Raw genomic sequence first — 19,031 nt, forward strand, 5'->3', positions numbered from 1 at the left:
TATTGATGGTTCGTCAGATTCTGGTTAGCCTCGCACGACCGGTGAACAGACGGCCGCCCTTCGCGTGGCCGGACCGGAGAGGAGCTGTCATGCCCGAGGTGTCCGTCAGCGCGACCGTGCCCGCCCCCGCCGACAAGGTGTGGGCGCTGATCACCGACTTCGGCCGGTTCGCGGAGTGGAACACGATCCACACGTCCTTCCCCAACGGCGGCCCGGCCGAACTGGTCGTCGGGGCCGAGTACAGCGAGAAGATGACCCTGATGGGGATGCCCTCCGAAGCGGCCTGGAAGGTCACCGAGGTCGACCCGGCCCACTCCTGGGCCCTGGAGGGCAAGGGCCCGATGGGGATCACCCTGCGCCAGCACTACATCCTGACCGCCGACGGCGAGGGCACCCTGGTCACCGTCGAGAGCGAGTTCAAGGGCGCCGCCGTGAACATGCTGGCCTCGCGGGTGAAGGAGGCGACCACCACCGCGCTGAACGAGTCGCTGCGCAAGCTCGCGGCTCTGGTCGGCTGATCGGCGCACTCGCTACCGTGGGTGCATGCCCACTGCACTCATCACCGGCGCGACCGCCGGAATCGGCGCCGCCTTCGCCCGTCGCCTCGCCAGGGACGGCCTGGACCTGGTGCTCGTCGCCCGTGACACCGCCCGACTGGAGGACACCGCCGCCGAGTTGACCAAGGAGTTCGGGGTCGCGGTGCGGACGCTGCGGGCCGACCTCGCCACCGACGAAGGCATCGCCGCCGTCGAGGCGAGGCTGGCCGACCCGGAGCACCCGGTCGACATGCTGGTCAACAACGCCGGCTTCGGCTTCCGGGACCGCTATCTCACCGTCCCGGTGGCGGACGAACTGGCCATGGTGAAGCTGCACATCGAGGCGGTGCTGCGGCTCAGCAGCGCGGTTCTGCCCGGCATGCGCGAGCGCGGCCGCGGATACGTGATCAACGTCGCCTCGGTGGCGGCCTTCGTGCCGCGCGGCACCTACGGCGCGAGCAAGTCCTGGGTGGTCCAGTTCACCCAGGGGGCCGCCCGCGACCTGGGCGGGACGGGCGTGCGCCTGCTCGCGCTGTGCCCCGGGTTCACCCACACCGAGTTCCACCAGCGGGCCCGGGTCGACATGTCCGAGGTCGGCGGCTGGATGTGGCTGTCGGCCGAACGGGTGGTCGACGACGCGATGCGGGACCTGGCCCGGGGCCGGGTCGTCAGCATCCCCTCGCGTCGCTACAAGGCGCTGGTCGCGGTCGCGCGGAAGGCGCCGCTGGGGGTGCTCGGCGGACTGTCCTCGCGGGCCGGCCGTCGGCTCGACCGGCGCTGACGGGCCTCGCGGGCCGGATCTGGTGCGCAGCGTGTGGAGTGTGACATAGTACTGATGTGAGTGAGAGTCGGAGCTGGGACGTCGTCGTCATCGGCGCGGGCATGGTCGGCGCGGCCTGCGCCCACTACGCCGCCGCGGCCGGGCTGCGGGTCGCCGTCGTGGACCGGGGGTCCGTCGCCGGCGGCACCACCGGTGCGGGCGAGGGCAACCTGCTGGTCTCGGACAAGGAACCGGGACCCGAACTCGACCTCGCCCAGCTCTCGCTCCGGCTGTGGAGCGACCTCGCCGCGGAACTCGGGCCCGACGTCGTCGAGTTCGAGGCGAAGGGCGGCCTGGTGGTCGCCTCGACCGAGCCCGGCCTGATCGCGCTGCGCCGCCTGATGGACGATCAGACGGACTGCGGGGTCAAGGCCGAGGAGGTCTCCGCCGAGCGGCTGCGGGAGCTGGAGCCGCACCTGGCACACGGGTTCGCCGGTGGCGTCCGCTATCCGCAGGACGCCCAGGTGCAGCCCGCTCTCGCCGCCGCGCACCTGCTGCGCGCCGGCGGCGCGGTGGAGCTGCTCCCGGACACCGAGGTCACCGGCTTCGCCCTGGCCCCGGACGGTGCGGTACGAGGGGTGCGCACCGCCCGGGCCGGGACGCTGTCCTGCGGGGCGGTGGTGAACGCGGCCGGCACCTGGGGCGGCGCCGTCGCCGCCCTCGCGGGCAGTCACCTGCCGGTGCTGCCGCGCCGGGGTTTCGTCCTGGTCACCGAGCCGCTGCCGCGGGTGGTCCGGCACAAGGTCTACGCGGCCGACTATGTCGCCGACGTGGCCAGCGGGTCGGCCGGGCTGCAGAGTTCGGGCGTGGTCGAGGGGACGGCGGCCGGGCCGGTGCTGATCGGCGCCAGCCGGGAGCGGGTCGGCTTCGACCGCACCCTGTCGGTGCCGGTGCTGCGGCGGCTCGCGGCCCAGGCGGTGGCGCTGTTCCCGGTGCTGGCGCAGGTGCGCACGCTGCGCGCGTACCGGGGCTTCCGCCCCTACCTGCCCGACCACCTTCCGGCGATCGGCCCCGATCCGGTGGTCCCCGGGCTGTTCCACGCCTGCGGCCACGAGGGCGCGGGCATCGGCCTCGCCCCGGCCACCGGGATGCTGCTGGCCCGGCTGCTCTGCGGGCAGCAGCCCGGCGAGCTGGACCTCAGCCCCTTCGACCCCGGCCGCTTCGCCACGAGCGGCAGCGGTGACGCAAACAGCGGTGACACAAACGGCAGTGACACAAACAGCAGTGACATGACCGCGGACCACACCACCGGGGAGGGCCTGTGAGCCGCGATCCGTTCGACCTGGTCAGGGCCCGGCCCGAGCCGGGATTCACGTTCGACTTCGACGGCGCGCCGGTGCCCGCGCTACCGGGCCAGACCGTCGCCGCCGCGCTGTGGGCGTCCGGACGGATGTCCTGGCGCAGCACCAGGGTCGGCGGGCGGCCGCGCGGCGCGTTCTGCGGCATGGGCGTCTGCTTCGACTGCCTGGTCGTGCTCGACGGCCGCCCCAACACCCGCGCCTGCCTGGCTCCGGCCACGCCCGGCGCCCAGGCGACCACGCAGCAGGGGGACGGCCATGACGCGCTCCGATGACCACCCGGCCCCGGAGCCGGCGCGCCTCGCCGAACGCGCCGGGCTCGCCGACCCGGTGGACCCCGGCGGCCGGGCGGACCTCGCCGTCGTCGGCGCCGGGCCGGCCGGCCTGGCGGCCGCCGTCACCGCCGCCGACCTCGGCCTGCGTACGGTGCTGCTGGACGCCGCGCCCCGGCCCGGCGGCCAGTTCTACCGCCGGCCGGCCCCCGGTCTCGGCGCCCGCCGCCCCGAGGCGCTGCACCACGGCTGGAGCGCCTTCGCGAACCTGGCCCTGCGGCTGGGACGGCACACCGCGTCCGGCTCGGTCGAGCACCTGGCCGAGCACCATGTCTGGTCGGTGCGGGCGGTGGACGGCGGCTGGCTGCTGCACGCGCTCGTCGGCCCGGAGGGCGGGGCCGCCGCCACGGTCCATGCAGCAGCAGTGCTGTTCGCGACCGGTGCGCACGAGCGCCAACTCCCGTTCCCCGGCTGGACCCTGCCCGGGGTGGTCGGGGCCGGCGGGGCGCAGGCGATGCTCAAGGCGGGACTGGTGCTGCCCGGACGGCGGGTGGTGGTGGCCGGCAGTGGCCCGCTGCTGCTGGCCGTCGCCGCCTCGCTGGCCGAGGCGGGAGCCCGGGTGCCGCTGGTCGCGGAGGCCGCGGGCTACGGCGCGTACGCCAGGGGTGCACGGACACTGGCGGCCAACCCGGCCAAGCTCGCCGAGGGTGCCGGGTACGGGGCCCGGCTGCTGCGGCACCGCGTCCCGGTGCGCTCGCGCAGCGCGGTGGTCGCCGCGCACGGCCGCGAGCGGGTCGAGGCGGTCACCGTCGCCCGGCTGGACCGCGACTGGCGTCCGCTGCCCGGCAGTGAGCGGCGGATCGCCTGCGACGCGGTCGCCACCGGGTACGGGCTGCTGCCGCAGCTGGAGCTGCCGGCCGAACTCGGCTGCCGCACCCGGACCCTGCCGGACGGCAGTCCCGCGCTGGAGGTCGACGCCGAGCAGCGGACGTCGGTCGCGGGCGTGTGGGCGGCGGGCGAGACCACGGGCGTGGGCGGGGCCGCTCTGGCCCTGGCCGAGGGCGAGCTCGCGGCCCGCTCCGTCGCAGCCCGGCTGCGCGGCGCCCACGAGGCGCCGTCCACCCAGGCGGCGCTGTCCGCATCGGCCGCGCTGTCCGTACAGGCGGGGCCACCCGCCCAGGCCGCGCCGCCCGCACCGGCTGGGCCGTCCGTACAGGCTGGGCCGTCCCTACAGGCTGGGCTGGCCGACGCCGGGCATGCGGCTGACCGGGTGATGGTGCGCAGGGTGCGGCGGCTGCGGGCCTTCGCCGACCTGATGGCGGCGGTGCACCGGCCCGCCGTAGGGTGGACCGGCTGGTTGACCGACGACACCGAGATCTGCCGCTGCGAGGAGGTGACGGCCGCTCAGGTCGCCGAGGCTGTCACCGAGTTGGGTGCCGGGGACGCGCGTACGGTCAAGCTGCTGACCCGGGCCGGGATGGGCTGGTGCCAGGGCCGCATGTGCGGCCCGGCGGTGGCCCGGCTGGCCGGCGCGGACGCCGACCCGGTCGGCAACCGGCCGCTGTCCTGCCCGGTGCCGCTGGGACTCCTCGCCCGGGACGGGCAGTGACGAGTACCGACCCGGACTGACCGACGGACACCGACCGACCGACCCGGACCGACGCCACGCCACGCCACGCCGGGTGTGATCTCTTGTCGTGAACTCTCGACCCTCTATACAATGTCACATCGCATAAAGGAGCCACTATGCCGCACACCCACCCCTGGCGGGGCATCATGGTCGCCACCGCCCTCCCCTTCCGCGAGGATCTCAGCGTCGACCACGAGGCCTTCGCCGCCCATGTCCGCTTCCTGCTCGACAACGGCTGCGACGGCGTGGTGCCCAACGGCTCCCTCGGCGAGTACCAGACCCTCACCGACCACGAGCGCGCCCAGGTCATCCGTACCGCAGTCGAGGCCGCCGGCGACGGCGCGCGGGTGATGGCCGGCGTGGCAGCCTACGGCAGTGCCGAGGCCCGCCGCTGGGCCGAGCAGGCCGCCGGGGCCGGTGCGGGATCGGTCCTGCTGCTGCCGCCCAACACCTACCGCGCGGACGCCGCCGCCATCCGCGCCCACTACGCCGAGGTCGCCCGAGCCGGGCTGCCCGTCGTCGCGTACAACAACCCGCATGACACCCGGGTCGACCTCACCCCCGCGCTGCTCGCCGAACTGCACCAGGACGGCAGCATCGTCGCGGTCAAGGAGTTCAGCGGCGACGTTCGCCGGGCCTACGAGATCGCCGAACTCGCGCCCGGCCTGGACCTGCTGATCGGCGCCGACGACGTGCTGCTGGAGCTGGCGGTGGCCGGGGCGGTCGGCTGGATCGCCGGCTACCCCAACGCCCTCCCGCGCTCCTGCGCCGAGCTCTACCACGCCGCAGTGGCGGGGGACCTGGCCACCGCCGTGCCTCTCTACCGCTCGCTGCACCCGCTGCTGCGCTGGGACTCCAAGACCGAGTTCGTGCAGGCCATCAAGCTCTCCATGGATCTGGCCGGACGCCGCGGCGGCGGCTGCCGTCCGCCGCGCAGCGAGCTGGCCCCGGCGCAGCACGAGGCGGTCACCCGCGCCACCGAGAAGGTCCTCGCCGAGGGACTGCGCTGACCGCGGACCACCGTCCGGGCGCAGGCCCGGCCCGCCCGCCCACGGGCGGGCCGTTCACTGGCACACCGTTCACAGGCACACCCGTCCACCCGTCCACCTGAGTCCGGGGCCGGCGCCGAGCGCGCCGGCCCCCGGGGGGAGAACTGCCGCCATGCGCAGCCGACTTGTCCTGCACGCCGTCGACTCCCACACCGAGGGCATGCCCACCCGCGTGATCACCGGCGGGGTCGGCGTGATCCCCGGTGCCACCATGGCCGAGCGCCGGATCTGGTTCCGCGAGAACCGCGACGACCTCCGCACCCTGCTGATGTACGAGCCGCGCGGCCACGCCGCGATGAGCGGCGCCATCCTGCAGCCGCCCACCCGCGAGGACTGCGACTGGGGCGTGCTGTTCATCGAGGTCTCCGGCTACCTGCCGATGTGCGGCCACGGCACCATCGGCGTGGCGACGGTGCTGGTGGAGACCGGCATGGTGCCGGTCACCGAACCGGTCACCACGGTCCGGCTCGACACCCCGGCCGGGCTGGTGGTGGTGGACGTGGCGGTCAGCGGCGGCGCCGCCACCGCCGTGACGCTGCGGAACGTCCCGGCCTACTGCGACCGCCTGGACGCCGTCGTGGACGTCCCGGGGGTCGGCGGCGTCCGCTACGACCTGGCCTACGGCGGCAACTTCTACGCCGTCGTCCAGTTGGACGACTACGGGCTGCCGTTCGACCGCGCCGCCAAGAACGAGATCATCACCGCCGGTCTGGCCACCATGGCCGCCATCAACGCCAAGGACGAGCCGGTCCACCCGGAGGACGACCGGATCCGCGGCGTGCACCACGTCTACTTCGCCGCGCCCGGCTCCGACGCCACCCACTCCCGGCACGCCATGGCGATCCACCCCGGCTGGTTCGACCGCTCGCCCTGCGGCACCGGAACCTCGGCCCGGATGGCGCAGCTGCACGCGCGCGGCGAGCTGCCGCTGCATCAGGACTTCACCAATGAGTCCTTCATCGGCACCACCTTCACCGGCCGCCTGGTCGAGCAGACCACCGTGGCCGGGCGCCCCGCGGTCGTCCCCACCGTGACCGGCCGGGCCTGGGTCACCGGAACCGCCCAGTACCTGCTCGACCCCAGCGACCCCTTCCCGGCCGGATTCCTGCTGTGAGCCCCGCCTTTGAGGGCGTGGTGTCGTGGGGCACGCCGGCCGGGACGGGTGACGCCGTCGAGTGCGTGGACTACCACACCGCCGGCGAGCCGTTCCGGATCGTCGGCCACGGCCTGCCGCCGGTCCCCGGCGACAGCGTGGCCGAGCGCCGGGCCATCGCGCTGCGCAGCAACCCGGAGCTGGACCGGCTGCGCAGGCTGCTCTGCCACGAGCCCCGGGGCCACGCCGACATGTACGGGGGCTTCCTGGTGCCGCCGGACGACGAGGGCGCGCACCTGGGGGTGCTGTTCTGGCACAAGGACGGCTACTCCACCGCCTGCGGGCACGGCACCATCGCCCTCGGCGCCTGGGCCGTCGACAGCGGTCTGGTCGCCGCTCCCCGGAACGGCACCGTCCCGGTCCGGATCGACGTGCCGTCCGGCCGGGTCACCGCCCTGGTGCACCGTCAGGACGGCCGCACCACCGGGGTGTCCTTCCGCAACGTCCCGGCCAGGGTCGCCGCCCTCGACGTGACGGTGCGGACCGAGGACTTCGGCACCGTTCGGGTCGACCTGGCCCATGCCGGGGCCTGCTACGCGGTGCTGCCGGCCGGGGACCTGGGCCTGGCCCCGGTCCCCGAGCTGCTGCCCGAGCTGATCCGGGCCGGACGGCAGGTCAAGGCCGCGCTGCGGGACCACCCCGACACCCGCGACCTCCACGATCCGCGGCTGTCCGGCGTATACGGTGTGCTGATGTACCAGGACATCGCCGACAAAACGGTCAGCAGTGTGGAGGGCATGGTGGACGGAACCGCAGGCGGCACGCCGGTCCAGCGCAGCGTGACGGTCTTCGCCGACGGGCAGGTCGACCGCTCGCCCTGCGGCTCCGGGACCTCCGCGCAGCTGGCGCTGCTCACCCGGCGCGGGCGGCTCGCGCCCGGCGCGCGGCTGCGCCACGAGTCGGTGCTGGGCACCGTCTTCACCGGCCGGGTGGTCGGTACCGCCGAGGGCGGGGTGGTCACCGAGGTCACCGGCACCGCCCACCGCACCGGCACGCACCGCTTCGAACTGGACCCGGACGACACGCTCGGCACCGGTTTCGTGCTGCGATGACCGCCCACACGAGCGGGCACGGCACCGGGCACAGCACCGGACCCGGCACTGGACGTGCAGCCGCACACCCGCATCCGCACGCCGCCGGTGACTTCGCGGCGCTGCCGGTGATCGGCGCGGCCCGGCTGGCCGAACTGCTGGACGAGGTCGGCGCCGTGGACGCGATCGAGGCCGCCCTGCTGGGCGGCCTCGATCCGGCGTCCGCCGGCCCCGCGCGCACCCGGGTCCCGGTCGACGCGGGCGAGCTGCTGCTGATGCCGGCCGCCTGGGGCCGCTACGCCGCCGTGAAGATCGCCGGTGTCGCCCCCGGCAACGCCGCGCACGGCCTGCCCACCATCACCGGCGGCTGCCTGCTGCTGGACGGCGGCACGCTGCGTCCGCTCGCGATGTTCGACGGCGCCGCGCTGACCGCGCTGCGCACCCCGGCGGTCTCCGCGCTGGCCGCGCGCCACCTGGCCCGTCCCGGCGCGACCCGGCTCACCCTCTTCGGCACCGGCCCGCAGGCCTACGGGCATCTGCGCGCCCTCGCCGCCACCGTGCCGACGCTGCGCGAGGTCGCGGTCGTCGGCCGCCGCCAGGAACCGGCCCGCGCGCTGGCGAAGCGGGCGGCGGACCTCGGCGTCAGCGTCCGGCTCGGCGGCACCGCCGACGTCCCCGAGGCCGACCTGATCTGCTGCTGCACCACCGCGGAGCAGCCACTGTTCGACGGCGAGCTGGTCGGTGCGGACGCCACCGTGATCGCCGTCGGCTCGCACACGCCCGGGGCCCGCGAGGTGGACACGGCCCTGGTGCGGCGCGCCACGGTGGTGGTCGAGGAGGTCGGGGCGGCCCTGCGCGAGGCGGGCGACCTGCTGGTGCCCATCGACGAGGGCGCCTTCTCGGCCGGCCAGATCGCCGGCGACCTGGACGAACTCGTCTCCGGCGGCCTGATCCTGCCGACCGGCCGCCCCCGCCTGTTCAAGGCCGTCGGCATGGCCTGGCAGGACCTGGTCGTCGCCGCGGCCGCCTACGAGCGGCTCTGAGCTCAGACCGGGTACGGCTCCCGGTACAGGTCGGCATGCACCGTCGAGTTGACCTCGGCCCGAATCCGACGGAGCACCGCGCCGCCGGTGTAGCGCAACCTGTGAGCCTTGCGGCGGGGTGCTTGCGGAGGGGCTGGGGCGGGGGGCCCGGGCGCGCTGCCGGCCCGGCTCCTGGGGTGAGGGGGCCGGCAGCGCGCGCGGGGGTCAGACGTCCGGTGGTCAGCCGGACGGCTCTTCGGGGAAGTGACAGGCCGCCAGCTGGCCGTCGGTCAGCTCGCGCAGCTCGGGGCGCTCCAGGGCGCAGAGGTCCTGGGCCTTGGGACAGCGGGTACGGAACCGGCAGCCGGACGGCGGGTCCACCGGGCTCGGCACGTCGCCGGTCAGCCGGACCTGCCCGGCCGCCGCGGCGGCCCGCGCGGCGGGGCGCGGGTCAGGCTCGGGCACGGCGGAGAGCAGCGCCTTGGTGTAGGGGTGGCGCGGGGAGCCGTACAGCTGCTCCCTGCTGCCGCTCTCCACCACCGCGCCGAGGTACATCACCATCACCCGCTGCGAGAAGTGCCGTACCACGGCCAGGTCGTGGGCGATGAAGACGAAGGCGATGCCCAGCTCCCGCTGCAGCCCCTGCATCAGGTTGACCACCTGTGCCTGGATCGAGACGTCCAGCGCCGACACCGGCTCGTCGGCCACGATGATCCGCGGCTCCAGCGCCAACGCTCGGGCGATGCCGATGCGTTGGCGCTGTCCGCCGGAGAACTCGTGCGGGAACCGGTTGTAGTGCTCGGGATTGAGGCCGACGGTCTCCAGCAGCTCGCCCACCCGGGCCCGGCGCCCGCCGGCCGGCTGCAGACCGTGCACCTCCATCGGGGTGGAGATGATGGCTCCGACGGTCTGCCGGGGGTTCAGCGAGGCGTAGGGGTCCTGGAACACCATCTGGATCTCGGAGCGGATCGGGGCCAGCTGCTTGCGCGAGGCATGGGTGATCTCCTCGCCCCGGTAGCGCAGCACCCCGGAGGTGGGCTCCAGCAGCCGGGTCAGCAGCCGGCCGGCCGTGGACTTGCCGCAGCCCGACTCGCCGACCACCCCGAGGCTCTCACCGGCACGGATGGTCAGGTCGATGCCGTCGACCGCGCGCAGCACCGGGCGCGGCCCGCGCCCCCACGGCAGCACGCCGGTGCCGCGGACCGGGAAGTGCTTGGTCAGGCCGACGGCCTCCAGCAGAGGAGTGGTCATCAGATCTCCGTCAGGGGGAGCAGGTCGGTCAGCGCGCCGCGCTGCTCCCGGGTGAGGTGGCAGGCGGCGCGGTGGCCGTCCGGGCCGCTGAGTTCGGGGCGCTCGGTGCCGCAGGCGCCGGAGCCGACCAGGCCGGGGGAGTCGCAGCGGGGCCGGAAGGAGCAGCCCGGGGGCAGCCCGCCCAGCAGCGACGGCGGGTTCCCCGGCACCGGCAGCAGCGGCTGGTCCACGTCCGAGCGGATCCGCGGCACCGAGCGCAGCAGCCCCGCGGTGTAGGGGTGCTGCGGCCGGGTCAGCACCTCCTCGACCGGGCCGTGCTCGACGCACCGCCCCGCGTACATCACCAGGACGTCGTCGGCGCAGCCGGCGATGACCCCGAGGTCGTGCGTGATCAGCACGATCGAGGTGCCGAACTCCGCCTGGAGTCCGGCGAGCAGCTCCAGGATCTGGGCCTGGACGGTGACGTCCAGCGCGGTGGTGGGCTCGTCCGCGATCAGCAGCTCGGGGTCGCAGGTGAGCGCCATGGCGATCATCACCCGCTGGCGCATCCCGCCGGAGAACTGGTGCGGGTAGTCGTCGACCCGGCGTTCCGGGGAGGGGATGCCGACCCGGCCGAGCAGCTCCACCGCGCGGGCGCGCGACCGCGAGCGTCCGCCCCCGGTGTGCCTGCGGTAGGTCTCGGCGATCTGCTCGCCGACGCTGTAGTACGGCGACAGGGCGGTCAGCGCGTCCTGGAAGACCATCGCCATGCGGCGGCCGCGCAGTCCGCGCAGTACCGCCTCGGAGGCGCCGACCAGCTCGGTGCCGTCCAGCATGATGCTGCCCTCGACGGTGGTCCGGGCCGGGTCGTGCAGGCCCAGCACGGAGAGGCTGGTCACCGACTTGCCCGAACCGGACTCGCCGACGATGCCGAGGGTGGTGCCCCGGGTCAGGTCGAAGGAGAGGTTCTCCACCGCCTGCACCGGACCGTCCTCGGTGCGGAACCGCACCGAGAGGCCGCGTACCGACAGGAAGGTCTGATCGTCAGTCATGAGGCGCGCACCCGTGGGTCGATGAAGGCGTAGCAGGCGTCCACCGCGATGTTGGCGACGACCATGGCGGTGGAGGCGACCAGGACCGTGCCCATGATCATGGGCAGGTCGGAGTTGGTCACCGAGTCGACGGCGAGCTTGCCGATGCCGGGGATGTTGAAGGTGGTCTCGGTGATCAGCGCTCCGCCCAGGAACAGCCCCAGGTCGATGCCGAACAGGGTGATCACCGGGGTCATCGCGCCGCGCCAGGCGTGCTTGAAGTAGACGCCCCACGGCCCCAGGCCCTTGGCCCTGGCCGCCCGGACGTGCTCCTCGCTCAGGCTCTCCAGCATCGAGGAGCGGCTGAACCGGGCGTAGGTGGCGGCGTTGACCACCGCCAGGGTGATCCACGGCAGCAGCATGCCGCCGGCCCACCCGGCCGGGTCGGAGGTGATCGGCGTGTAGCCCGGCAGCGGTAGCCAGGCCAGCTGGTCCACGAAGATGTAGCGGGCCACGATGCCGAAGAAGTAGATCTGGAAGGACGCGCCGACCAGCGCCACGCCCATGGAGATCTTGTCCAGGGCCTTGCCCCGGCGCAGGGCCGCGATGATGCCCAGGCCCACCCCGGCGGTCAGCACCAGCACGCCCGCGCCCAGGGCCACCGAGAGAGTGGCCGGGAAGCGGTCGAGCAGGGTCTGCAGCACCGGCTGGTTGTTGACGAAGGAGTACCCCAGGCAGGGCGCGGCGCAACTGGCTCCGCCGATGGTGCGCCCCACGAAGATCCCGGTCAGGAAGTGCCAGTACTGCACCGGGACGGGTGTGTCGATTCCGAGGTTGTGCCGGATGGTGTCCAGCAGTTGCGGGGTGCACTGCTTTCCGCAGGCCAGCAGGGCCGGGTCGGAGGGCAGCGCGAAGAACAGGAAGAAGGTGACGGCGCTGATCACCAGCAGGATCAGTGCCGCGCCCAGCGTACGGCGGATCAGGAAGCGCAGCACGGTGGCTCCATGGCTGGGTGACGAGACGGGAGACGGGGGACGGGGACAGGTGACGGGGACGGCGAGGGCTGCCTCGCCGGGGTTACTTCACGTAGACGTCGAGCGGGTAGGCGGTGCCGATGAAGCCCAGGTGCACGCCGCCCAGGCCCGGCCCGTAGAGCGAGACCTGGCGCAGGTCGACCCAGGGGATCACCGGGACCTCGGTCATGATCTTCTTGTCCAGCGCGGCCCAGTCCTTGTCCTGCTGCGCCAGGTCCGGCTCGGCGGTGATCCGGTCGATCTCCGAGTTCACCGTGGGGTCGTTGAAGAGCATGGTGTTGGGACCGGTCGGGGCGATCAGCCGGCCGTCGAAGACCGGCGGGATGACCGCCGAGGCGCTGGGCCAGTCCGGTCCCCAGCCCGCGTAGTAGAGGTCGAACTGGTTGTCGACCTTGCCGATCTCGTCGTAGTAGTCCTTGTCGTCGACCGGGTGCTTGACCACGTTGAAGCCGGCCTTGGTCAGTGCGTCCGAGATGGCGACCGCGACCTGCTGCCACTGGGTGGTGCTGGAGTACGCGTAGACGATGGTCGGGTGCGGGTTGCTGCTGGTGGCCAGCAGCTTCTTCGCCGCCTCCGGGTCACCGGTGGCCGCCGCCGGGTACAGGTTGTACGGCTGGAAGCCGTTGGTGATCGGCGACAGGATGGTGTGGCTGTAGTCCCCGTACATCGGGCCGCCGAAGAGCTGCCGGGTCTGCTGCTCCGGGAAGGCCAGCAGCATCGCCTGACGGATCTTCGGGTCGGTGACCCGCTTGTTGTTGATGCTGAAGTACGTGGTGAACGGCGTCAGGTCGTTGACGGTGCGGGCCTTCAGGTCGGGGCTGCCCATCACCTGCTGCGCGACGTCGCTGGTGACCAGGGCGTTGAAGGTCATCGCGTCCTTGTCGTCGCCGTTGGCGGCGATCAGGCGCTGGTCGATGTCGAGGTTCTGGCCGCCGAAGGAGAACTTCCACTGGTCCGGGTAGGCGTGCCGGGTGGGGTCGGTGTTGGGATCCCAGTAGGTGTTCCGGACCAGCACCATCGACTTGTCCGCGTCATGGCTCTGGATCTTGTACGGGCCGGAGGAGAACGGGTGCTGGTCGAAGGCCTTCTTGGTGTCCTGGGCCTTGGGGACCGGACTGTACGCCTGCATCGCCACCGCGTAGGGGAAGTCCGCGTGCACGCTGGTGAGGTGGAAGACGATGGTCTTGGCGTCCGGGGTCTCGATCGCCGGCAGGTCCTGGCCGCTCCAGGGGCCGGGGTAGGCGCTGGTGTAGTCGGACTTCCCGGTCAGCCAGGTCTGCAGGTAGCTGGGGCCGCCGCTGAGCTCGGCCTGGAAGGTGCGCTCCACCCCGTACTTGACGTCCTGGGCGGTGATGGTCGACCCGTCCTCGTACTTGAGGCCGTCCTTCAGGGTGAACTTCCAGGTCTTGCCGCCGTCGCTGGTGGTGCCGGTGTCGGTGGCCAGGTCGCCGACCAGCTTGGTGGTGCCGTTGACGTACTGGTAACTGGTGAGCTGACGGGTCAGCAGCAGGTCCGCGGTCTGGTTGGCCGAGGAGTAGACCCGGGCCGGGTCCAGGTGGCTGAAGTCGGTGCGCTGCAGCACGGTCGCGGTGCCGCCGGTCTTGGCCCCGGTGACCGCCGGGTCCGGGCCGACCGAGTCGGCGGCGGTGCCGATGGTGACCGCCTGCTTGGTCACCGGGGCCTGCGAGGTACTGCTGCCGGTGTCCTTGCTGCTGCTGCCGCCGCTGCAGGCGGAGGTGGTGGCCAGGGCGCCGGCCGCCAGGGCGGCGGCGATCAGGCGCATGGTTCTGCGGTCCATGAAGGAGTCCTCGGGATCAGTACAGCCGGAATCGGTGAAGGAGGAACTCGGGCGCGGTCGAGAGCGCCGAGCGGAGGTGTGCCGGGGCGCGGGCGCCGCGGTGGAGCGGGTCGGCGGATGGACTGTCAGCGGCTGGACTTGGGGTCGAGCGCGTCGCGGACCGAGTCGCCGAGCAGGTTGAAGGCCAGTACGAAGATCAACATGGCCAGCCCGGGGACGAGCATGTAGGTGAAGTCCGCGGAGTAGACCTCGGCGCCGGTGTGGATCATCCGGCCCCAGTCCGGGGTGGGCTCGACCATCCCGGCGCCGAGGAAGGACAGTGCGGCCTCGGTGGTGACGTAGACCGGCACCGCCAGCGAGGCGGAGATCAGGATCGGCGTCCAGAGGTTCGGCAGCAGCTCGCGGAAGACGATCCGGGTCGGGCTGACCCCGATCACCCGTGCTGACTGGATGAACTCCCGCTCGCGCAGCGACAGCACTTGCCCGCGCAGCAGCCGGGCCGTGCTGGTCCAGCCGAAGGCGGTGAGCACGGTGATGATGGTGACCACGTGCATCCAGGTCGGGACCTCTTCGGTGGGCGACACGAAGAGCGAGGTCGCGACCGGGATGAAGGCCACGAAGAAGATGGTCGACGGGAAGCAGAGCACGATGTCGATCACCCGGCTGACGGTGTAGTCGACCCAGCCGCCGGTGTACCCGGCCGCCACGCCGACCAGCGTCCCGATCACGGTGATCAGCAGCACGATCGCCAGTGAGATCAGCAGTGAGGTGCGGATCCCGTAGACCAGCTGCATGAACACGTCCCGGCCGAGCCCCGGCTCCAGGCCCAGCCAGTACTGGCCGCTGATGCCGCCCATCGGCCCGGCCGGGTAGCCGTAGTCGTTGAGCAGCCCGGGGGTGTTCTGGCCGTAGGTGGTGTAGGGGTCCTTGCCGTAGAGCCAGGAGATCACCGGTGCGCCGATGCCGACCAGGAAGAACGCGGCGACGACCAGTCCGGAGACCACCCCGGTCCGGTCGCGGCGGAAGCGCCGCCAGGCCAGCTGTGCGGGGGAGCGGTGCTGCGGAGCGGTGGCCGCGGTGGCGGGCGGTTCGGCGAGATCAGTGGTCAAGGTCAAGGCGTGCCCCCGGGCGCTCAACTGTGCAATGTCACGTTGTTCTCTGGGGGAGACTCTGGCGTTACGGTGAGTGGGCGTCAAGTATCACGCGTGAGATGTGACATTGCAGTTATATTGATCTTGAGCCGCGATGAACGAACCGTCAGGTACGGCCCACGCGGCCGGTCACTTCCGCACAGCATTCACCAGCCCGGCGCTCGGTGGCGCGTGATGGTGCAGGATGATGTTGCACAAGCCCTGTATCGGGAGGAACCCGCGTGAACAGCCCAGCCGTGAACACCGAAGGCGCAGCAGCGCTGAACCTCCCCTCCGTGCAGGAGCGCCGCAGCCTCCGCGAGCAGGTCACTCACGCCCTGCGCGCGGCACTGGTGGCCGGCGAGCTGCGCCCGGGCATCGTCTACTCGGCCCCGGTGCTGGCGGCGGAGTTCGGCGTCTCGGCCACGCCGGTGCGCGAGGCGATGCTGGACCTGGCCAAGGAGGGCTTGGTCGAGGTGGTCCGCAACAAGGGCTTCCGCATCATCGGGCTGACCGACCAGGACCTGGACGACTTCACCGAGATCCGCGAGATGATCGAGGTCCCGGCCACGGTCCGGGTCGCCGAGATCGCCACCCCGGAGCAGCTGGAACCGCTGCGGGAGCACGCTCGCGCCATCGTGACGGCGGCCCTGGCCGGCGACCTGATCGCCTACGTCGAGGCGGACCGCCGCTTCCACCTCGGCCTGCTGGCCCTGCACGGCAACCGCCATCTGGTGGAGACCGTCCGCGACCTCCGCAGCCGCTCCCGGCTGTACGGGCTGACGGCCCTGGTCGAGGCGGACCGCCTGTTCGAGTCGGCGGCGGAGCACGAGCAGTTGCTGAACGCGATGATCGCCCGCGATCTCCCCCTGGTCACCGAGCTGATCACCGCCCACCTCGGCCACGTCCGCCGCCTCTGGGCCGCCGGCCGCGACTGACCCACGGTCAGCCGGGCGGGGTGGCCGACGACGATGCGCCGCCTACTGGGCCGCCCAGAATCGCTCGGCGGCCAGCCGATCTGGATCCGTGGGGTCGTCGTCGATGACGACGCCCTTCGCGGCCATCGCGGCGCGGCCACAGGCCTGACGCTCGGCAAGCTCAGCGGGCGTCAGGGTCACGGACACCAGGCGCACGACGCTGGAGCGGGCGGCCAGGTCGCCCTTGCCGCTGGACAGTGCGCCGACGAAGTCGGGCAGCGGCCACTCCTCCCCGCCGCCCTCGGCAGAGCTGCTCGCCCGCACCACGGCGAGTATCGGCGCCACCTGCGACTCCGGCAGCCGGTCGATCAGCTCGTGCAGCTCTTCACGCAGGATGCTCATGCGGCCGGGTTAGGGACAACCGCTGAGCCGCAGGAACTGATCGCAACCGGTCGGCTTGCCGAAGCCGCTGCTCGGCGCGGATGCCCGACTATCGTAAGCACTTGATCGAGGCATCTTGAGCAGTGGCCTGTCATCGCGCCGATGCCTGTAGGGGAGCGCACCCTGGAAGGAGCATGAGCTCACCAGCGTACCGACGCAGGAGGCGATGCAAGATGCGTCGACACCACCTCGTCACGCTCATGGCTTGCACCGCTGCCCCGGCGGCCGGATGCTGCTCCGCCAACCTCACCGAGACTCCGGCCACGCACGTGACGACGGGCATCGTCTCCGCAGCGTCGAGTTCCAGCCCGGCCGGAACGACGGCAGCCATCTGTAGTTCTCCGCCAGCGACTGGCCGTTCAGGCCCATTTGCCGGCCTCGGGGTCCCAGCGTCCTTGGGCGGTCCCATCGAGTAGGGGTGTGAGGAATGCGTCAGCTAGCGGATGTGCGGCGCCGAGGTCGGCGCAGCCTTCGAGAGCGGGTACCGCTGCCGCCGCCTTCGGATAGCCCACTGCCCAAGTGCTTTGCTCTGGGACGCTGAAGGTCGAGGGAAGTTGTACCGTGCTGCCGTGGGACGTGCGGCGTCGTTGCTCGCTTCGGATGCTGGCCATGGTGGTGAGTGCATCCGGGCGTTCTCGTTGGGCGATGAGAAGCAGGTCCGCCAGGTCTCGGAAACGGCTGGAAGGCGTCTCGCCGGGCGGGTGGACCTCGTACATCGCGCTGACCTTATCGGCGATGTGGTCGGAAAGCGGGTAGAGAACGATGTCTGGCCAGTCGTCGAGCCAGTCCGCGGGCAGGACGGGCTGTAGGGGAAACCGTTCGGGATCGCCCAGGGGGAGGAGGTTGGCCACCAGGTCGATACTGATGACGGCGAGCCGGTCCGTGGTGCCGGCGAGGACATCGACTTTGACCTTCGCGCCTTTGTCGCCGACCAGCTCCGTGACCGTTCGCACGATGAACGTGAAGCCGTCACCGAGGTCGAGTGCGGCTGCTGCCCTCAGCGCGGAGACGGCTTCACTTGATGCGCCGGCGTCCCGGTAGTAGAGGTCGATGTCCTGGCTCTGGCGGGCGCGGGGGAAGCGCACCAGAAGGGCCTGGCCGCCTTTGAGCATCCATCCGTTTGGCTCGTGGAGAAAGATCCGGGCGAGCAGACGCTGATAGTAGAAGCGGTCTCTCAGTGCGCTGAGCGGCAGACCGGTGAGCTTGGACTGCTGGCGCGCTCGGTCCGTTACTGCCGCCCTGAGCGCGGTTGGCGACTTGTAGGGGTTCACGTGCTCACGCTGCCTGGTCATTCGCCGATGTCGAGGTCGGCGTGGCGGCGCTTCGGGGAAGCTGGTTTGTTTCGGCAGCAGATGCGCGGCTCCATGCAGTGACCGGAACCTTGAGAGCCTTGCCCGGGACGATGATGTCCGCGAGGTTCACTGCGGGAAGCCGGAGGCTGTGGAGCAGGATGTGCCCTTGCAGGCTCTCGGCGAGTTGGCCCTCGACTTCGCGCATGGACGCAGCCAGGGGCTCTAGGACCTGGCCTGCGTCGCGCGGGAGCTGCGTGGCCAGTGGCGCAAGCAACTGGGCGAGATGATCATTGAGCTGGTGCAGGACCGGGCTGATTGCCCGAGCGAGGCTGGCCTCGGCCGGTGCCATCAGGTCCCGAAACGCGGCGGCGTGAACGGCCTCGTTGCGAAGCGACATCTGAGCAAGGACCTCGCGCACACCGTCCAGCCCGGGGTTAGGAAGCGCCATGATTTCGCTGAGCGATTCGCGGATGAGCTCGGTTGCCTGGAGAGCGCCCACTTGGACGGCCTCCGTCATGGCCTGGTCGTCGCGCAGGTGCTCGCCAACATTCTCAAGCAGGACAGCGAGCAGTGCGCGTCCGTCGCCGGCAGGCGCACCGTAGGCGTCGGACTGGTGGGCCACCCGGCGGGCTAGGGAAGGGATGTCGAGGAGCCCGGACCGCTGTGCGTCAGCGATGACGCCGCCAATGTGGCCGCCGTCGATTCGCTCGGCCAGCAGGTCGACGATGGTGCGCTCTGCCGTCGTGACGGGAAGGCCGTCGACGACGGTGATGTCGTCCACGGGAATGTCACCGGGCAGCAGTCGCACGTCGGCTTCCCGGGTTGTCCGCACCCGAGGCACCGTGATGTCCAACGTCGGTGCGGGAAGATCGCCGATGCCATGGAGGAGGCACGCGGATGCATGGGAGACAACACCGGAATCCTGATCACCGAGCTGCCTCTGCCAGGCCGGCCGACCGGGGTCGAGCCGCAGCCAAGCGACGCGGATCTCCAGATGGGAGGGCAGGCCGGCCGCCACAGCGCTGTAAACGCCGTGCCCGACCCGATTGAGCAGGCCTGCAGCGACGAGCCGCGACATGGTCATCTTCCCGATGCCTACATCGCTCGCCTGCGCCGCTGTGACCAGTCCCCACTGATCAGCGGAGAGGCCTCCCAGAACCTGTAGTGCTTCCTGCCGTTCCATATCACAAAGGTAACACTCAGGCCGTTACCTTTGAATGAGTTTCGTCGGGCAAAACTGGCACTGCCGGCGACATATGCGAGCGAAGGTAACGGCTTGAGTGTTACCTTCGCTGGACTTGAGTCGGTCACGCCTGGCCTCGAGCCCGCCACGGGCTCCTCCGGGAG

Annotated in this window: 18 protein-coding genes; 10 read left to right on the forward strand and 8 right to left on the reverse strand. The window is 71.9% G+C overall.

All coding sequences use genetic code 11. From position 1 onward, the window contains the following. The first annotated feature begins 89 nt into the window (after positions 1–89). The 9 genes from ABH925_RS04935 (at position 90) to ABH925_RS04975 (ending at position 8,832) form a co-directional block, all read left to right on the forward strand. The gene (locus tag ABH925_RS04935; RefSeq protein WP_370145593.1) at positions 90–518 is read left to right on the forward strand and encodes an SRPBCC family protein; all 429 of its coding nucleotides are present in this window, start codon (positions 90–92) and stop codon (positions 516–518) included. A 25-nt stretch (positions 519–543) separates the two neighbouring features. Then, positions 544–1,317: an SDR family NAD(P)-dependent oxidoreductase gene (locus ABH925_RS04940; protein ID WP_370145594.1), complete on the forward strand. Its 774-nt coding sequence runs from the start codon at positions 544–546 to the stop codon at positions 1,315–1,317. 56 nt (positions 1,318–1,373) lie between these two features. Then, a complete protein-coding gene (locus ABH925_RS04945; protein ID WP_370145595.1) occupies positions 1,374–2,621 on the forward strand; it encodes an NAD(P)/FAD-dependent oxidoreductase in 1,248 nt (415 codons plus the stop codon). Continuing rightward, a complete protein-coding gene (locus ABH925_RS04950; protein ID WP_370145596.1) occupies positions 2,618–2,929 on the forward strand; it encodes a (2Fe-2S)-binding protein in 312 nt (103 codons plus the stop codon). Before ABH925_RS04945 ends, ABH925_RS04950 begins: the two co-directional genes overlap by 4 nt. Continuing rightward, the gene (locus tag ABH925_RS04955) at positions 2,913–4,535 is read left to right on the forward strand and encodes an FAD-dependent oxidoreductase (protein ID WP_370145598.1); all 1,623 of its coding nucleotides are present in this window, start codon (positions 2,913–2,915) and stop codon (positions 4,533–4,535) included. Before ABH925_RS04950 ends, ABH925_RS04955 begins: the two co-directional genes overlap by 17 nt. A gap of 137 nt (positions 4,536–4,672) precedes the next feature. Continuing rightward, the gene (locus tag ABH925_RS04960) at positions 4,673–5,566 is read left to right on the forward strand and encodes a dihydrodipicolinate synthase family protein (RefSeq protein WP_370145600.1); all 894 of its coding nucleotides are present in this window, start codon (positions 4,673–4,675) and stop codon (positions 5,564–5,566) included. A gap of 151 nt (positions 5,567–5,717) precedes the next feature. Next, a complete protein-coding gene (locus ABH925_RS04965; protein ID WP_370145601.1) occupies positions 5,718–6,719 on the forward strand; it encodes a proline racemase family protein in 1,002 nt (333 codons plus the stop codon). Continuing rightward, positions 6,716–7,810 carry a proline racemase family protein gene (locus tag ABH925_RS04970; RefSeq protein ID WP_370145602.1) on the forward strand — a complete coding sequence of 365 codons (1,095 nt, stop codon included), beginning with the start codon at positions 6,716–6,718 and terminating at the stop codon, positions 7,808–7,810. The genes ABH925_RS04965 and ABH925_RS04970 overlap by 4 nt, the downstream gene beginning before the upstream one ends. Continuing rightward, positions 7,807–8,832 (forward strand): ornithine cyclodeaminase family protein, encoded by a 1,026-nt coding sequence (locus tag ABH925_RS04975; RefSeq protein ID WP_370145603.1) that lies wholly within the window; start codon positions 7,807–7,809, stop codon positions 8,830–8,832. Before ABH925_RS04970 ends, ABH925_RS04975 begins: the two co-directional genes overlap by 4 nt. A 219-nt stretch (positions 8,833–9,051) precedes the next feature. Here ABH925_RS04975 and ABH925_RS04980 read toward each other — a convergent pair whose 3' ends face one another. From ABH925_RS04980 to ABH925_RS05000, 5 genes are all read right to left on the reverse strand, one after another. Beyond that, on the reverse strand, positions 9,052–10,062 hold the full coding sequence (locus ABH925_RS04980) for an ABC transporter ATP-binding protein (RefSeq protein WP_370145604.1): 1,011 nt from the start codon (positions 10,060–10,062) through the stop codon (positions 9,052–9,054). Continuing rightward, entirely contained in the window at positions 10,062–11,093 is a 1,032-nt protein-coding gene (locus ABH925_RS04985; protein WP_370145605.1) for an ABC transporter ATP-binding protein, read from the reverse strand. The genes ABH925_RS04980 and ABH925_RS04985 overlap by 1 nt, the downstream gene beginning before the upstream one ends. Then, complete coding sequence (locus ABH925_RS04990; protein ID WP_370145606.1) at positions 11,090–12,067, reverse strand: ABC transporter permease; 978 nt, start codon at positions 12,065–12,067, stop codon at positions 11,090–11,092. Before ABH925_RS04990 ends, ABH925_RS04985 begins: the two co-directional genes overlap by 4 nt. An 82-nt stretch (positions 12,068–12,149) precedes the next feature. Further along, positions 12,150–13,904, reverse strand: a complete 1,755-nt coding sequence (locus ABH925_RS04995) for an ABC transporter substrate-binding protein (RefSeq protein WP_370145607.1) — start codon at positions 13,902–13,904, stop codon at positions 12,150–12,152. A gap of 125 nt (positions 13,905–14,029) precedes the next feature. After that, on the reverse strand, positions 14,030–15,013 hold the full coding sequence (locus ABH925_RS05000) for an ABC transporter permease (RefSeq protein WP_370145608.1): 984 nt from the start codon (positions 15,011–15,013) through the stop codon (positions 14,030–14,032). 263 nt (positions 15,014–15,276) lie between these two features. On the opposite strand from ABH925_RS05000, the gene ABH925_RS05005 reads away from it, so the two are divergent. Further along, complete coding sequence (locus ABH925_RS05005) at positions 15,277–15,972, forward strand: GntR family transcriptional regulator (protein ID WP_370145609.1); 696 nt, start codon at positions 15,277–15,279, stop codon at positions 15,970–15,972. Positions 15,973–16,014: 42 nt separating this feature from the next. Here ABH925_RS05005 and ABH925_RS05010 read toward each other — a convergent pair whose 3' ends face one another. The 3 genes from ABH925_RS05010 to ABH925_RS05020 form a co-directional block, all read right to left on the reverse strand. After that, positions 16,015–16,353, reverse strand: coding sequence for a hypothetical protein (locus tag ABH925_RS05010; protein ID WP_370145611.1), 339 nt, complete (start codon positions 16,351–16,353; stop codon positions 16,015–16,017). Between the two features lie 398 nt (positions 16,354–16,751). Beyond that, complete coding sequence (locus tag ABH925_RS05015) at positions 16,752–17,663, reverse strand: nucleotidyl transferase AbiEii/AbiGii toxin family protein (protein WP_370145612.1); 912 nt, start codon at positions 17,661–17,663, stop codon at positions 16,752–16,754. Positions 17,664–17,667: 4 nt separating this feature from the next. Further along, positions 17,668–18,867, reverse strand: coding sequence for a type IV toxin-antitoxin system AbiEi family antitoxin domain-containing protein (locus ABH925_RS05020; protein WP_370145614.1), 1,200 nt, complete (start codon positions 18,865–18,867; stop codon positions 17,668–17,670). Between the last annotated feature and the right edge of the window lie 164 nt (positions 18,868–19,031).

The sequence above is a fragment of the Streptacidiphilus sp. EB129 genome, from assembly GCF_041262645.1.
GTDB lineage: Bacteria > Actinomycetota > Actinomycetes > Streptomycetales > Streptomycetaceae > Streptacidiphilus.

Excerpts from the sequence above, each read along its gene's own strand:
- ABH925_RS04935 (WP_370145593.1), top strand. The coding sequence starts at position 90 with ATGCCCGAGGTGTCCGTCAGCGCGACCGTGCCCGCCCCCGCCGACAAG.
- ABH925_RS04940 (WP_370145594.1), top strand. The coding sequence starts at position 544 with ATGCCCACTGCACTCATCACCGGCGCGACCGCCGGAATCGGCGCCGCC.
- ABH925_RS04955 (WP_370145598.1), top strand. The coding sequence starts at position 2,913 with ATGACGCGCTCCGATGACCACCCGGCCCCGGAGCCGGCGCGCCTCGCC.
- ABH925_RS04960 (WP_370145600.1), top strand. The coding sequence starts at position 4,673 with ATGCCGCACACCCACCCCTGGCGGGGCATCATGGTCGCCACCGCCCTC.
- ABH925_RS04965 (WP_370145601.1), top strand. The coding sequence starts at position 5,718 with ATGCGCAGCCGACTTGTCCTGCACGCCGTCGACTCCCACACCGAGGGC.
- ABH925_RS04975 (WP_370145603.1), top strand. The coding sequence starts at position 7,807 with ATGACCGCCCACACGAGCGGGCACGGCACCGGGCACAGCACCGGACCC.
- ABH925_RS04980 (WP_370145604.1), bottom strand. The coding sequence starts at position 10,062 with ATGACCACTCCTCTGCTGGAGGCCGTCGGCCTGACCAAGCACTTCCCG.
- ABH925_RS04985 (WP_370145605.1), bottom strand. The coding sequence starts at position 11,093 with ATGACTGACGATCAGACCTTCCTGTCGGTACGCGGCCTCTCGGTGCGG.
- ABH925_RS04995 (WP_370145607.1), bottom strand. The coding sequence starts at position 13,904 with ATGGACCGCAGAACCATGCGCCTGATCGCCGCCGCCCTGGCGGCCGGC.
- ABH925_RS05010 (WP_370145611.1), bottom strand. The coding sequence starts at position 16,353 with ATGAGCATCCTGCGTGAAGAGCTGCACGAGCTGATCGACCGGCTGCCG.
- ABH925_RS05020 (WP_370145614.1), bottom strand. The coding sequence starts at position 18,867 with ATGGAACGGCAGGAAGCACTACAGGTTCTGGGAGGCCTCTCCGCTGAT.